Here is a 14,341-nt window from a genome sequence, read left to right on the forward strand (position 1 = left end):
TTATATTGACCATACAATTAACGACTAATTTCCCTGAACGACATAACATATCCGCGTTTCTACGGAGTATTTCCCGAAATAGCATAGTTTGACGGTGGTTATGGCTGAATTTATTTAAGGACTATTTAAGAATTTTCATGCTATACTCTGTTACAGAAAAGGACAACAGACCGTAGACACGGAAAGGAGAAACGAATATGAATAAGATACTTGAAGTCAAAGACCTCTGCAAAAGCTACGAAGTAAACAAGAGAAAGACCACCGTACTGAACGGGCTTGACCTTACGGTAAACGAGGGCGAGATGGTAGCAGTGATGGGTCCGTCCGGTTCGGGAAAATCCACACTGCTGTACACCGTATCGGGCATGGATAAGATGACCGCAGGTTCGGTGAAGTTCTGTGGAAAGGACATGGCGGGGCTCAGCGAGGGTGAGCTTGCCGAGATGCGTCTGGACGACATGGGATTCATCTTTCAGCAGATGTATATGATGAAGAACCTCTCGGTGCTGGATAACATCATACTCCCCGCCGTGAAATCAAAGAGGACTCACGAAAGCAGGAAAGAGACCATCAAGCGCGGTCAGGACCTCATGCGCAAGCTGGGCATAATCGATACCGCGGACAACGATATCAACGAGGTATCGGGCGGTCAGCTGCAAAGAGCCTGCATTTGTCGAAGCATGATAAACTCACCGAAGATGATATTCGCCGATGAGCCAACAGGTGCTCTGAACCGCACATCTTCCGAAGAGGTTATGGAGGAGCTGACAAAGCTCAACAGCGAGGGCACGACAGTAATGCTGGTGACCCACGATGCAAAGGTAGCCGCTAAATGCAGCCGTGTGCTGTACATAGTTGACGGAAACATCAAGGGCGAGTTTTCCCCCGACAAGAAAGCTTCTGTGCATGAGCGTGAAAAGGCACTGAATTCGTGGCTTATTGAAATGGGCTGGTAAAAGGGAGCTATTGCGGCGGAGATACCTACAAGATAGTCAAGAGATAACAGACAAAAAAACTATAGAACAAAAGTAAACGTTACGCGGGCAGTAAAAAGCTGTCCGCGTGTTTTTGATGTCAGCATCATTCTCTCAAAAACGCAACCGATATTAACATAAGTGCAATCGCGGAAGTATTGACATTTCGGGGAAAATAGCTTATAATTAAAGCATGGGAAGAGAGAATATCCCAGATATAATGGATCATTAAAACGGAGGTGTGATTTATGTTCGGAAAGACTTCGTTTTTTGACAAGGAAATGAAAAGAGCGGAAAAAAGCGCAAGAGCTTTTGCCAAGAGAAATAGAAAAGAAGCTAAGGAAGTTGAGGCAATAATGAACGGTAAGAAAAAACCTTCTATGGATTACTTTGAGGACACTAACAGGAACGGTTCTGCGGGCAATGAGACTTTGCAGTTCTTTATGGGATTCCTGCTGCTGGGCGGCGGTCTTTACTGGCTGCTGAACTCCTTTACCGTTACATCGGGAATAGGCGGCTTCGGTGGAATGTACAGCCTGTTCGGTATGCACATCTCGGGCGGCGTTATGCTGATACCTCTGCTGGTGGGCATAGGTCTGATATTTTTCCTTGACGGCAAGAAGCGTTTTATCGGTTATTCCGTTGCGGCACTGGGACTGCTGGTGATAGTTATATCTCTGCTGTCTTCGCTGAATTTCCATGCGAAATACGGCAATACCCTTTATGTATACGTTCTGATGTTCGGAATGATATTTGCAGGCGCGGCTCTGCTGATAAAATCCACTTTCAAGAAAAAGAGCTGAGTGAATGTACCTGATCTTTTTGGGAATGACAGCACTTCTAATTCAGCTGCCCCTTGACTGGACAGCGGGATATGTGCTGAAAGCTATCGGTTTCGCCCTGTGTATGGCGGGAACGAGAGAGCTTGGAGAACTGTGCGTCAGACAGTACGACGCATTAAAAAGAAAAGATGAAGAGCGACCCCCTGTCCGCATTAGCGGGCTTGGGGGTATCGCGCTTTGTAAAAATGTGCGCAGCACTATGGAAGATAAAAGCTCACCGTTTCAGGCACAGCGTGAAGCGGCTGCTTTGCTGTTGGAAAGAAATGCTGTTTTCGGAGTGGCTGCGGCGGCATTAAGCGCGGGCTTGGCGGCTTTGTTTGAATTCATCGTCAAAGGCAGAGGATTTGCGGGGAATATCACTGCTTGCGTGCTGGGGTTGGTTGTTACCGCTCTGGCGCTGAGAATGGTGTTCGGTGCGGTGGCGTTTTTTGATGCTAACGATCTGCTAATGGCGGCAGATGATAAGGACGGCAGTATTGTAAAAAGCAGAAAGCTTCTTCTGACTGACAACCGCACGGATATACTGCGCCTTAAAGATATCGGGAACAAGACCGCGCTTTGTATTGTAGTGGGGCTTGTGAGCGATATACTAAACCGTCTTGCGGGCATTCAGGTGATACAGGATGCGGCGGGACTGCTGGCTGTTATGAGCAAGCTGACCGCATACATCATGGTCATAGTCTTTGCTGTAAGGGCATATTCCGTAAGACAGGGCATTATTAGAAAAAACGGAGAATATCTGGAAGTTACCGAGGAAGACTGATAATCGGGAGTGAATGATTTGATATCTGTACTGATACCTGCCTACAACGAAGAAGGCAATGTTGAACGCACTGCCGCCGCTGTGGGCAGTACCATGGATAAAAATAATATAGATTATGAGATAGTATTCGTCAACGACGGTTCGGCTGATAAGACATGGGAGAAAATGACAGCTCTCGCAAAGGCTGACAGCCATATCACCGCCGTGAATTTTTCGCGCAATTTCGGCAAGGAGAGCGCTATTTTTGCGGCGCTTGAAACTGCAAAGGGCGACTGCGCCGTTATATTCGACTGCGATATGCAGTTCCCTGTGGATACCATTGTTGAGATGTACCGCATATGGGAAAAGGGCGGCGTGGATATCGTTGAGGGGCGCAAAAAGGACAGGGGCAGAGAAAGCCTGATGTACAAGGGCTTCTCACTGCTGTTTTACAGGCTGATAAGCAGTACCAGCAGACTTGATATGCAGGATGCTTCCGATTTCAAGCTGATGGACAGGTGCGTTATCGATGCTTTGAACCGTATGCCCGAAAGACTGACGTTTTTCAGGGCAATGTCGGGCTGGGTGGGCTTCCGCACCGAAAGAGTGCTGTTTGAAGTGGCCGACCGCGAGATAGGGCAGTCAAAATGGAAAACCAGCCAGCTGATAAAATTCGCGGTGAACAACATAACATCTTTCACATCTGCACCTTTGCAGTTAGTTACCATATTCGGCGTTATAACTTTCGTTGTATCGCTGATACTTGGCGTTAACACGCTGTACAACAAATTTTTCGGGAATTCCGAGGCAGGCTTCCCGACGGTCATAATCCTTCAGCTGCTTACTTCAAGCATAATAATGTTCAGCCTTGGTGTGATAGGTTATTACATCGCCAAGATATACGAGGAGATAAAGCAGAGACCTAGATATATAATAAGGGATATAGTCAGCCTCAGAGAGGATAAAGATAAGAATGGATAAAATAAAGAAGTTGAGCCCCCCTGATGACAAGAGGGGCAGCTTTTTGAGAAGATTTGTGGAGGGCATAGGCGGCTTCTGCATCGACAGAAGGCTTTATCTGGCAGTGTTTTTCCTTTCTGCCGCCATAATGTACGGCTCCTATGCCTTTTTCAGGATACACCCAATAGGCGACAGCTCCGTGCTGGTGCTTGACCTTAACGGACAGTACGTCTATTATTATGAGCATTACCGTGAAGCATTCTGGGGGCGGGAGAGTTGGATATACAACTGGTCACGAAATTTGAGCGGTGAGATGTTCGGCATATTTGCCTACTATCTGGCGAGCCCGTTTATGATAATAATAGCCCTGCTCCCGCGGCACATGATGCTGACGGCGATACTGATAATGCAGCTGGCAAAGGTGGGCTCCTCGGCGGTGACCTGCTGTTTTTTCCTGAAAAAGACAGCAAAGCACCAGCCCAAGACAGTCTCGCTGGTGATATTCCCACTGATGTACGCACTGATGGCATTTATGGTGGTACAGCTTATGGACCCCATGTGGCTGGACGGTCTTATCTATCTGCCGCTGATATGCCACGGTGTGCGCAGGCTGGTGTATGAGGGCAGGCTTCTGCCCTACATTATACCGCTGGCGCTGATGTTCATAGCGCATTTCTATATCGGCTATATGGTGGGTATATTCACGTTTTTCTATTTCTGCTATGTATGCCTTTCGGACCCCGAAAGGGCACTGCCTAAGAAGTTCATACTGAGGTGTCTGGCTTTCGGCGCGGGAACAGTTGTGGCGCTGATGTGTTCGGCTTGGGTGCTGATCCCTGTGTACAACTCGCTGAAGCTGGGAAAATTCGAGTTCACAGACCCTGATTTCTCACTGGCGACACAGTTTGATTTTCTCACCTTCATCACCAAGCTTTTCCCCATGACCTATGATACGGTATATCCCGAGGGTATGCCTATGATATATTGCGGAACAGCGGTACTTCTGCTGGTGCCACTGTATTTCATGAACGAGAAGATAAACGTAAAGGAAAAGACCGCCGATGCCGTACTCACGGTGATACTCACGGTGCTGATGTATATAAAGCCCTGGGATATGGCTATGCACGGTTTTCAGGTGCCTAACTGGCTGCCTTACAGGTATTCTTTCATATTCTCATTCATGCTGGTGTGCATGGCATTCAAGGCATTTGAGAATCTTGACGGCGTGACCGCAAAGAATATCGGCGGAGTTTTCTTCGGGCTGATGGTCTTCCTTTTCTGGTGCGAAAGAGAGAACTACTCCCACTTCAAGCTGTTTGTCACCCGCAAGAATCCCAATGGCGATCCATACAACGTGATACAGGGCATATGGGTCAGCATGATAGCACTTACTGTTTATTTTGTTCTGCTGTATCTTATACGGAAATATCCTGGTTCCCGCGGGGTGGCATTCTCCCTGACTCTTGTGCTGACAGCTGAGCTTTTTGCTGTGAATATCGATACTATCAAGAAGATAGATATCGACGTTTCATACTCGAAATACAGCTCCTACGAGCCCTATATGTCAGACCTGAAGCAGGCTGTGGACATGATCGAGAAATATGACCCAGAGCCTTTCTACCGTATGGAGGCTACTTTCCACCGTACCGTTAACGATGCCATAGGCACAGGCTACAAGAGCCTTTCACATTCAAGTTCGACCATGAACGCTCCTGCACTGCTGATGCTGCACAGACTGGGCTTTGCCTACGGCGGACATTACACCAAATATGACGGTGCTACCCCCATGACCGATGCTATATTTGATATTAAGTATATAATGGACAAAAAGGGTAATGATATGTACGTCAGCAGCAGGTACAAAGTGCCGCCTGAGTACAAGATCAAGACCGAGATAAGCATAGATCATGAAAAAGTGGTGGACGGCGAAAAGAAAACTGTCCCGACGACTTTCAAGTTCTATAAGAACCCGAATACCCTTGGTCTCGGTGTGGCTGCAAAGGGCGACCTTTCCGAAGTTGAATTGGGTGACGATGACCCCTTTGAGAATCAGAACATTTTGTTCAATGCGCTGGCAGGCGAGGAGTACGACTTCTTCAAGCCTGTGGATATAATCAACAGCGACATTGAGAACGTACAGACCGTAAACACTACTGACGGGCATATAAAGTACTATCCGCTGGATGAGCGCAACAAGGAATGTCACGTTGATTACGTGGTGCGCATGGATAGGGACAGCGACCTGTATATGTACCTGCCCACAAAGTACGAGCGCAGCTGCAATATCTGGTATCAGCCCGAAGACGACTATGTTGATGACGAATACAACATGGAATATGTAGGTCAGTTCTTCGTGGGGGACAATTACTCCATCATGAAGATAGGCAGGTTCCTGGAAGACCAGGAGATACGTATCCGCATAACCATCGCCAACGATGATAATGAAGCTTACTGGCGGGACAAGCTGTTCTACAGCTTCGACTATGACGGCTTTGCAAAGGCAGTAGAGAAAATGCAGGACAGTGTGTTTGAAGTCACCGAGTTTGCGGATACTGAGCTTACAGGCAAAGTCAACGCAGAAAAGGACGGTCAGCTGCTGTTCACGACTATCCCATACGAAGAGGGCTGGACCATAGAGGTAAACGGAAAATCCGTGAAGCCACAGAAAGCGGTGGACGACAGTCTTATCGCGATACCCCTTGAAGAGGGCGAAAATACGGTGAAAATGAAGTTCTCGCCAAACTACTGGCGGCTATCGCTGGTTATATCCATATTTGGTGTGATACTCCTTGCGGTGGTGGCGCTGGCGGATATCAAGAACGGAAAGTATCTGCGTAAGCTGTTTGAACATTCGGCTAATAAAGAACCCGAGGAGGTATCTCTGCCCGAACCGAAATACAGCGGTGCGGAAGTTCCCGAACCTATGATGATAGAGATAGCCGATAATGACATTTCTGACGACGCTAAGACAGAAAATACTGTTGACAAAACGGCGCAAATAGGTTATGATAATAATATGATCAATAATTCCGATGAAGGTGATGGTAACGATGGCTAAAAACAACTACAAGAAAAAACTGACCAACAGTGGCGGCGGGGTCTGCTTTATGACCTGTATAGCTGCACTGTTCGCACTTTGTGCCGCAGCGGGCGATATCCTTGCGGGACTGCTGTATACTCAGTTCTTTTCAAGGCAGATCTATGATATGACCCCTGATCCGATCGACTTTGTTTATGACGGCAGTGCGAACATCGCCATGGCTGTCTTCGCACTGGTGATGATGTTCTGGGCATTCAGCGCGGCTAAGGCAAAGCGCATGGGCAGAGAGTTCGGCTGGGTGAATATATTCATGAGCCTTGCACTGTGCATTTCTCCTGCTGTTAATCTTTACCGTCTGCTGGGTACGGATTTCTTTGATAAGTATTTCAAGACCAATTACGACAGCGATAAGTTCGCAGGCGCTGTTTCTCTCGGAAAGATAGGCTTGCCAATTGTTGCAGGTCTGCTGCTTCTACTTTCGGGTATCATAGTCGTTGCCCGTGTAGGCGGTGAGGATTTCGCAGCAGAAGTTCCACGCGGCGGCAAGAAAGAAAAAGCTCAGCCCGCCCCTGTAAACAACACCGTGGCTGAACCCGAAAACAATGAACAGGAAAGCGCTTTCGGATTTGGTGAAAATACTCAGGCTGTACAGGGTCTTACAGGTGAGACAAAGCCTGCTACCTACAATGAGGCTCCTGTAAATACTGAGACTTTCTACCAGCCCGAAGCTCCCGCAGCATCGGTTGATACCTCTGATATGAGGCCTAAGCGCCCCTCAGTAAAGCTTTGTCCCAAGTGCGGCGAGCTTGTAGGCGATGACGAGCTGTTCTGCTCAAACTGCGGATACAGAATGTGATAAGTATACTAAAAGACTCTGCACCCACGTGGTACAGAGTCTTTTTTGTATGTCATTAAGATATATTCTTCCCTCGTCGTAGGCGGGGGAAGAATACTGCCAACTATTGATTTTGTTCGTCAAAAGGTCATTTAGAATGGTGTGAATCCAATTAAGATCTTGCTTTTATCGTGATATCATCGGTAACATTGATGGTCAGAGTCTGGTCGGTGATCTCTTCGGTCTTTTTGCCCTTTTGTGTGATCTCCCATGTGACTTTACGGTCAGCGGTCAGAGTGATCTGTGAGTTGTCGAAGTACCTGCAATCGCAGCTTTTTTCGATATCACAGCCGTTAAGAGTAATGTTGGCGCTTTCGGAGGCCACGGTTATTGTTCTGGCATCGCCCAGGTCATATTCAGCGCTCAGGTATTCGATAAGCTTTTCCTGCCTGTTTGAAAAGAATTTTGTCATACGGGATATCATCGGCATAGATGAACGCTCTACCGTGCGGTTGGTAGGAAATCGGAGATAGTATGCGGGCATTTCGGAAAGATAAGCATCGCTGTAGGTGTTTATGAAGCTTTCCAGGCGCTCAGGCGTGAATGTGCAGTTGCCCATATCCATCAGCCTTGTTATCAGCTTTGTGCGGAATTCTTCATTCTTCAGCAGGTGGAGTATCATCTTGGCAATGGGTTTGTGCTTCTTCTCCTCCAGATATTCAAAAAGATTCTTTTCAGCACCTGTCATATTGTAGTGGCAGGCGCAGGATTCAGTATCGAACATGAAGAACCGCCATTTTCCGTCGCCGTATTCATTGCCGTCCGTTGAGCGCCAGCAGCCGTAGTTGTTCTGCGGCCAGTCGTCGTTGAATATATACATCTCAACGGCGCAGTAGTTGATAAATCCATCCATATCAAGAAGCTCGCAGGCATGGCGGTAGTTATCCTCATCGCTCATATCTTTGCCCAGTACGAAGTTCAGCATATCGTTGAAGCTGGTCTCATCTTCGGCAAGTCCCTCGTCCAGTTCGTTGTTCTTGTATATGGCTACGGAATTCTTTTTTACGCCGTAGTGGCGGGCAAAATACTCCGGAGAGTAATCCTCCTGGAGAACGTAAAGTCCCCAGTATTCGCCGTCGATGAAAAGGACGCATGGTCTGCCTGTCTGGGTGGCAAAGGAATCATCATCTGCCATATCCTGTATCATCAGGTCTTTGAATTTCAGATAGTTTGAATCATTGCCGCCGTTTCTCAGCACAAAGGTGGAGAAGCTGTCATCGTCCTGACCCTCGGCAGTATCCAGCCCCTGCCAAAAGCGGTAATCGAAGCGGTTGTTGCCGTATTCGGAGCGGGCGTAGAATCTGAAGGATTTCTGATAATCAGCCCTTGACCAGCCGCCCTGTATGCGCACACCTGAATCCTGTGTAAATACAAGGCTTCCGTCGCTCTCAAAGAACTGCAAGGTGCACTGACGCTCCCAATCTCTGCCTTTCTGGTTGTAATTCGCAGGGATAGAGCCGTTATAGAGGTGGTCGGGGTCGGTGGGGTAGTAGTCCTCGTACACCTTTCCGCGGACATATATGCCTGTTTCGTGGTCATATAGGGAGTCGGGATCTGTCACCATGGATATGACAGGCATATTGCTGTGGTCGGCGGGGGAGAGTCCTACAAAGTAAGATGCCGTGCTGACCAAGCCCCATTCGCCGTCAGAAGATTTAGCACAGGCGCGTATCACCGTGCCCTTGTCAACGTCCTCATCTTTCGGGGCTTCCACCTTGCCTGTACGGTATTCCAGCTGTATCTTCATGGGGTCCATAGCGGCAAGCACATTTTTGTCCCCCGCCCTGTCTTTGATATCGATGGGTTCGGTATATATCTCAGCTGTGTCCGAAGTTCTGGGGTCGGTACCGTCGGTAGTGTAGTATATCCCTGCAGAATCTGTTGCGGTCATTTCAAGGGAGAAAGCATCGGGATAGAATCCGCTCTCCCGCGAAAGTTTCACCTGCGAAGCACACCTGACTTTGGAGTTTTCAGCGCATGGGGTGGGCGTGGTGATGTATGACCCTTTCTTGTCCGAACAGACCGTATAGCCCTTGGGGGCAGGCTTGGCGGTTATGCTGTCAACGGGGATACCGCCGCTTTTCAGCGATATGGTACACTCCTCGTCCTTTGGTATCTTGATATCCGCCGTGATGACATCGGGGTCATCGAAGCCGTTTTTGGTGCAGTATACCAGCGCATAGCCGCGGGCGGGTACGGTACCTCCGCTAATGGCTTGGTCGGATTTGCCATCGCGGCAGAGGGTGTAATCTTTCAGGTCTATCGCTTTGACGTTAGGGTTGTATATCTCCACCCAGTCGCAAAGTTTGCCCTCACTGTCCCGCAGAGAAGCTTCCTCGTAACTGCCGTCATTTTCGGCGCAAATCTCGCTTATGACCAGAGTTTTCGGGGTCAGAATAAATACGGCAGCTGCAATAAGCCCAAGCACCGCCGCACCTGCTGCAACAGCAATGGCTGTCCTTTTTTTATCCGTACCATTCTCCATGACCTCACCCCCAATTTCAGTATCATCTTATATTAACACACTTTTTTTATTATACTAAAAATATTTGAAAAAGTCAATTGGCAGAAGATATAAGTCTGGATGATGATTGACTTTTTATGTACTGTATGGTATACTGCTCGGATAATTGTATATCTCGTTCTCTAACAAGCCTTTATAACATGAAAACAGGCAGTTCCAAAACGGACTGCCTGTTGTTTTTTTACTTACTTGATTATCCTGCGGGCTTCAACATAGAAGCGCTTGTCTGCGGCATGTCCCATGGAGAATGTCTTTCTGGGGAGTGCGCCGTCCTCGATGACGGTGGGGAAAAGCTCATCCTTGCCCATATCGGGGAGGAGGAAACCGATGGAGTTCTTCTTTTTGGAGAGCTCCCTTACTACCTCTGCGCCGTGGATATAGTCGGTCTTTCCGCCGAATTCTTTGGTGTAGTTGTCAAGGAAATTCTGCAACGAACCAACTGTCAGCTTTGAGCTTGGCGCATGTACGAATACCTTTTTCTCCTCGCCGTTCTGTACAATGATGAAGCTCTGCTCGCTTTCCTCATCGGAGAGTTCCAGCTTTTCTGTCAGTGCCTTTACCAGGTCATCTTCGCTGACCTCGGTAACTATACGGTGGATAGCTTCAAATTCAAGGGCAGGTGAGTGGAGATTTACCAGCTCAACCAGCGCGTATCTTGCGGGGTGGTTGGAAAGATCGGCAGAGGGTTCTGCGCGTTTGAGGGTCTCGTAGAATTCCTTTGCTGTGGCAAGGGAGTGGTTGCCGTCACCCATAGCGTAGGTGAGGGGCTGTCTGCCTGTGATGCCGTAGCGGCGTTCAAATGCTTCCTGCTTTGAGAACTGCTCCAGATGGCTCACAACTATCTCCTCAGTCTCCTTGTCGAGAAGCCAGCCTGTGATGTGTCCGCCGCCTTCCATCAGGTCGAAATCGTAGAGCTTTCTGAATTCGTCCTTCTTATCGGCGAGGGGCTCGATGATGCGCTTTTTTGCGTCGTCGATGAGTATCATGATGTGGGGGAGCTCCACGGGAGCGCCCTTGCGTATCTTTATGCGGGGAGGGATACGCTCGATGACAGTAGCCTCAGTCGCTCTAACCTGAGATTCCGAGCCTTTGTAGTACTCGTACTGTTCAAGGTCGATACCGCCGATGATACCTGCCCTTACTCTGCCGTCGGACTGAGTGCGCTCAATATATATCATAGCATCTTTGTACTCTTCAAATACGCCCTTTTCAAGATACTCCTTCATGGTGCGGTGTATCTTGTCTATCCTGTAATCAACGCCGGGCTGTTCGAGATAGACCTCGGGCAGGATCAGATTATAGGCGCTTTTGTTATCGCCTACATACTTTTCAACTCTGTCCCAGTACTCGGGCTCAGATGTATACTGGTCGCAGGCAACTACTGCCCATTTATTCATATCCGTATCCTTGGGCAGAAGTATATCCGCCCCTTTGAATGCTGTTGACATATATTATTCACGCTCCGTCAATATTCATTGTTATCCGAAAACAGGACGGTCATCAGCCGTCCTGTTCATCATTATTCTTATTTATCAGTCGTTAGCTCCGCAGCAGTCCTTGTACTTCTTGCCGCTTCCGCAGGGACAGGGATCGTTCCTGCCGACTTTGTTCTTGTTGCGGATAGTCATATTGTGATGCTCCATAGGTCTGAGAACTTCCTGTCTCTGGGGAGCTATCTGCTGTCTTACCTTGATGGTGAACAGCATTCTGACAGTATCCTCACGGATGGATTCGATCATTGCATCGAACATATCCATACCTTCCATACGGTACTCAACAACAGGGTTCTTCTGACCGTAGCTTCTCAGGCTGATACCTCTCTTGAGCTCTTCCATATCGTCGATATGATCCATCCACTTGGTATCAACTACCTTCAGCAGACAAACTCTCTCGATCTCGTGGAGAAGTTCTTCGCCCAGTTCTTCCTCTCTCTCATCGTAGAGCTTCTGAGCTCTCTCCTGGAGAGTATTTACGATATCCTCGCGGGATACTTCGTCCAGTTCCTCAGGTGTATAGTTGAAGTCGTCCTCGGTGGTGAACAGACCGTTGAGTCTTTCCTTCAGACCAACAAGGTTCCAGTCATCAGCGATATCGCCCTGAACATACATATTGACGGAGTCGTCAACGAAGTCATGTATCATCTTCTCGATGGAATCATGCAGATCTTCGCCGTCCAGTACCTGCTGTCTCTGGCTGTAGATGATCTCACGCTGGGTATTCATAACGTCGTCGTAGTTGAGGACGTTCTTTCTGATATTGAAGTTTCTGCCCTCGATCTTCTTCTGTGAAGACTCGATAACGCTGGAAAGCATCTTCGACTGTATAGGAGTATGCTCGTCAACGTTGAGGGTATCCATCATGCCTGTGATACGGTCGCCGCCGAAAATTCTCATCAGGTCATCTTCAAGGGAGAGGAAGAATGTGCTCTCGCCGGGGTCGCCCTGACGTCCGGAACGTCCTCTCAGCTGGTTGTCGATACGTCTGGACTCGTGTCTTTCTGTACCGATGATATAGAGACCGCCAGCCTCTCTTACCTTCTCAGCCTTTTCCTTTACCTCGTCATCGAACTTCTTGTAAAGCTCTCTGTACTTCTTTCTTGCGGTGAGGATCTCCTCATCGTTTGTGTTGGAGTAGCTTGCTGCTTCAACAGCCTGCTCCTCGGTATAGCCCTCTTTCTGGAGTGCTGCAAGGGAAAGATACTCAGCGTTACCGCCCAGAGTGATATCTGTACCACGACCAGCCATGTTGGTGGCGATGGTAACTGCACCGAACTTACCTGCCTGAGCAACGATCATAGCTTCCTTGTCGTGATACTTAGCGTTCAGTACGTTATGAGGAACGCCCTTCTTCTTCAGCAGCTTGGAAAGATGCTCGGACTTCTCGATGGATACAGTACCGACCAGTACAGGCTGTCCTTTTTCGTGACACTCAACGATCTGGTCGATAACAGCGTCGAACTTGCCTGCCTCGGTCTTGTATACAACATCGGGGTGGTCTTTTCTTATTACGGGCTTGTTGGTGGGTATCTCGATAACGTCCAGCTTGTAGATCTCTCTGAACTCGTCCTCTTCGGTAAGAGCTGTACCTGTCATACCCGACAGCTTATTGTAAAGTCTGAAATAGTTCTGATATGTGATGGTAGCGATAGTCTTGGATTCTCTCTTGACTTCAACGCCTTCCTTAGCCTCGATAGCCTGGTGCAGACCGTCGTTGAAACGTCTGCCGTCCATAACACGGCCTGTGAACTCGTCAACGATAAGTACCTCGCCGTCACGAACGATGTAGTCAACGCCCTCTTTCATAACGCCGTTAGCTTTCAGCGCCTGATTGATGTGGTGTGCCAGAGTCATATTCTCGGCATCCATAAGGTTTTCAACATTGAATACCTTCTCAGCCTTCTTAACACCGCTCTTGGTGATGGTGGCAGTCTTAGCCTTCTCGTCGATGATGTAATCGCCGTCCAGCTGGTCGTTATCTATCTTGTCATCCATTTCGATAACGGTAACGGGCTTCAGGGTCTTTGCGAATCTGTCAGCCAGATTGTAAAGCTCGGTGGACTTATCGCCCTGACCGGATATGATAAGAGGAGTTCTTGCTTCGTCTATCAGTATGGAGTCAACCTCGTCCACGATAGCGAAAGCGTGCTCTCTCTGCACCTTATCCTTCTTGTATATAACCATGTTGTCACGCAGGTAATCGAAGCCCAGCTCGGAGTTGGTACCGTATGTGATATCGCAGTTGTAAGCCACTCTCTTTGCAGACTTATCCATACCTGACAGTACACAGCCGATGGAAGTATTCAGGAAATTGAATACCTTACCCATTTCCTCCGACTGGAATTTAGCCAGATAGTCGTTAACGGTTACAACGTGTACGCCCTTGCCCGACAGCGAGTTGGAGTACGCTGCAAGACAAGCGACCAGAGTTTTACCTTCACCTGTTTTCATCTCGGCGATACGTCCCTGATGGAGAACGATAGCACCGATTATCTGAACGGGATAGGGCTTTTTGCCCAGTACTCTCCATGCAGCTTCACGGCATACAGCGAGAGCGTCAGGCAGAACTTTGTCCAGGTCAGAAGCATCCTCGACCTGTTTTCTCAGAACAGCGGTCTGTTCGCCCAGTTCGGTATCGGACATAGCCGCATACTTTTCCTCAAGCTCCAGCACCTTATTTTTGATAGGTTCGATCTTGGCAAGCTCCTTTTTGGAGTAGTTGCCGAACAATTTGTCAAGTAATCCCATTTATCTAGCCACCTTTTTATTGTACAGTAAAGAAACCTTCTTTTATTGATATAAATAGACTATTATATTATACACTAAACGTCCGAAAAAGTCAATACCTTGACTGAGGCTTTAGTGAAA

Annotated in this window: 9 protein-coding genes; 6 read left to right on the plus strand and 3 right to left on the minus strand. The window is 48.2% G+C overall.

Features of this window, described 5'->3' with window-relative positions; translation table 11 throughout:
• Positions 1 to 197 precede the first annotated feature (197 nt).
• The 6 genes from BM265_RS06755 (at position 198) to BM265_RS06780 (ending at position 7,414) form a co-directional block, all read left to right on the plus strand.
• Positions 198 to 956 (plus strand): ABC transporter ATP-binding protein, encoded by a 759-nt coding sequence (locus BM265_RS06755; RefSeq protein WP_074960789.1) that lies wholly within the window; start codon positions 198 to 200, stop codon positions 954 to 956.
• Positions 957 to 1,222: 266 nt separating this feature from the next.
• Positions 1,223 to 1,777, plus strand: coding sequence for a hypothetical protein (locus tag BM265_RS06760; protein WP_074960790.1), 555 nt, complete (start codon positions 1,223 to 1,225; stop codon positions 1,775 to 1,777).
• A 25-nt stretch (positions 1,778 to 1,802) separates the two neighbouring features.
• Positions 1,803 to 2,579, plus strand: a complete 777-nt coding sequence (locus tag BM265_RS06765; RefSeq protein ID WP_207646961.1) for a hypothetical protein — start codon at positions 1,803 to 1,805, stop codon at positions 2,577 to 2,579.
• Between the two features lie 9 nt (positions 2,580 to 2,588).
• Positions 2,589 to 3,539 (plus strand): glycosyltransferase family 2 protein, encoded by a 951-nt coding sequence (locus BM265_RS06770; RefSeq protein WP_431767986.1) that lies wholly within the window; start codon positions 2,589 to 2,591, stop codon positions 3,537 to 3,539.
• Entirely contained in the window at positions 3,532 to 6,576 is a 3,045-nt protein-coding gene (locus BM265_RS06775; protein ID WP_074960793.1) for a YfhO family protein, read from the plus strand. The genes BM265_RS06770 and BM265_RS06775 overlap by 8 nt, the downstream gene beginning before the upstream one ends.
• Positions 6,569 to 7,414, plus strand: a complete 846-nt coding sequence (locus tag BM265_RS06780; RefSeq protein ID WP_074960794.1) for a zinc ribbon domain-containing protein — start codon at positions 6,569 to 6,571, stop codon at positions 7,412 to 7,414. Before BM265_RS06775 ends, BM265_RS06780 begins: the two co-directional genes overlap by 8 nt.
• Before the next feature lie 151 nt (positions 7,415 to 7,565).
• Here BM265_RS06780 and BM265_RS06785 read toward each other — a convergent pair whose 3' ends face one another.
• The 3 genes from BM265_RS06785 to secA form a co-directional block, all read right to left on the minus strand.
• Positions 7,566 to 9,938 carry a CotH kinase family protein gene (locus BM265_RS06785; RefSeq protein WP_074960795.1) on the minus strand — a complete coding sequence of 791 codons (2,373 nt, stop codon included), beginning with the start codon at positions 9,936 to 9,938 and terminating at the stop codon, positions 7,566 to 7,568.
• 224 nt (positions 9,939 to 10,162) lie between these two features.
• Positions 10,163 to 11,425 (minus strand): DUF1015 domain-containing protein, encoded by a 1,263-nt coding sequence (locus BM265_RS06790; protein WP_074960796.1) that lies wholly within the window; start codon positions 11,423 to 11,425, stop codon positions 10,163 to 10,165.
• A gap of 84 nt (positions 11,426 to 11,509) precedes the next feature.
• Complete coding sequence (gene secA, locus BM265_RS06795) at positions 11,510 to 14,221, minus strand: preprotein translocase subunit SecA (protein WP_074960797.1); 2,712 nt, start codon at positions 14,219 to 14,221, stop codon at positions 11,510 to 11,512.
• Positions 14,222 to 14,341 lie beyond the last annotated feature (120 nt).

Source organism: Hominimerdicola alba, from assembly GCF_900112155.1.
GTDB classification, from domain to species: domain Bacteria; phylum Bacillota; class Clostridia; order Oscillospirales; family Ruminococcaceae; genus Hominimerdicola; species Hominimerdicola alba_D.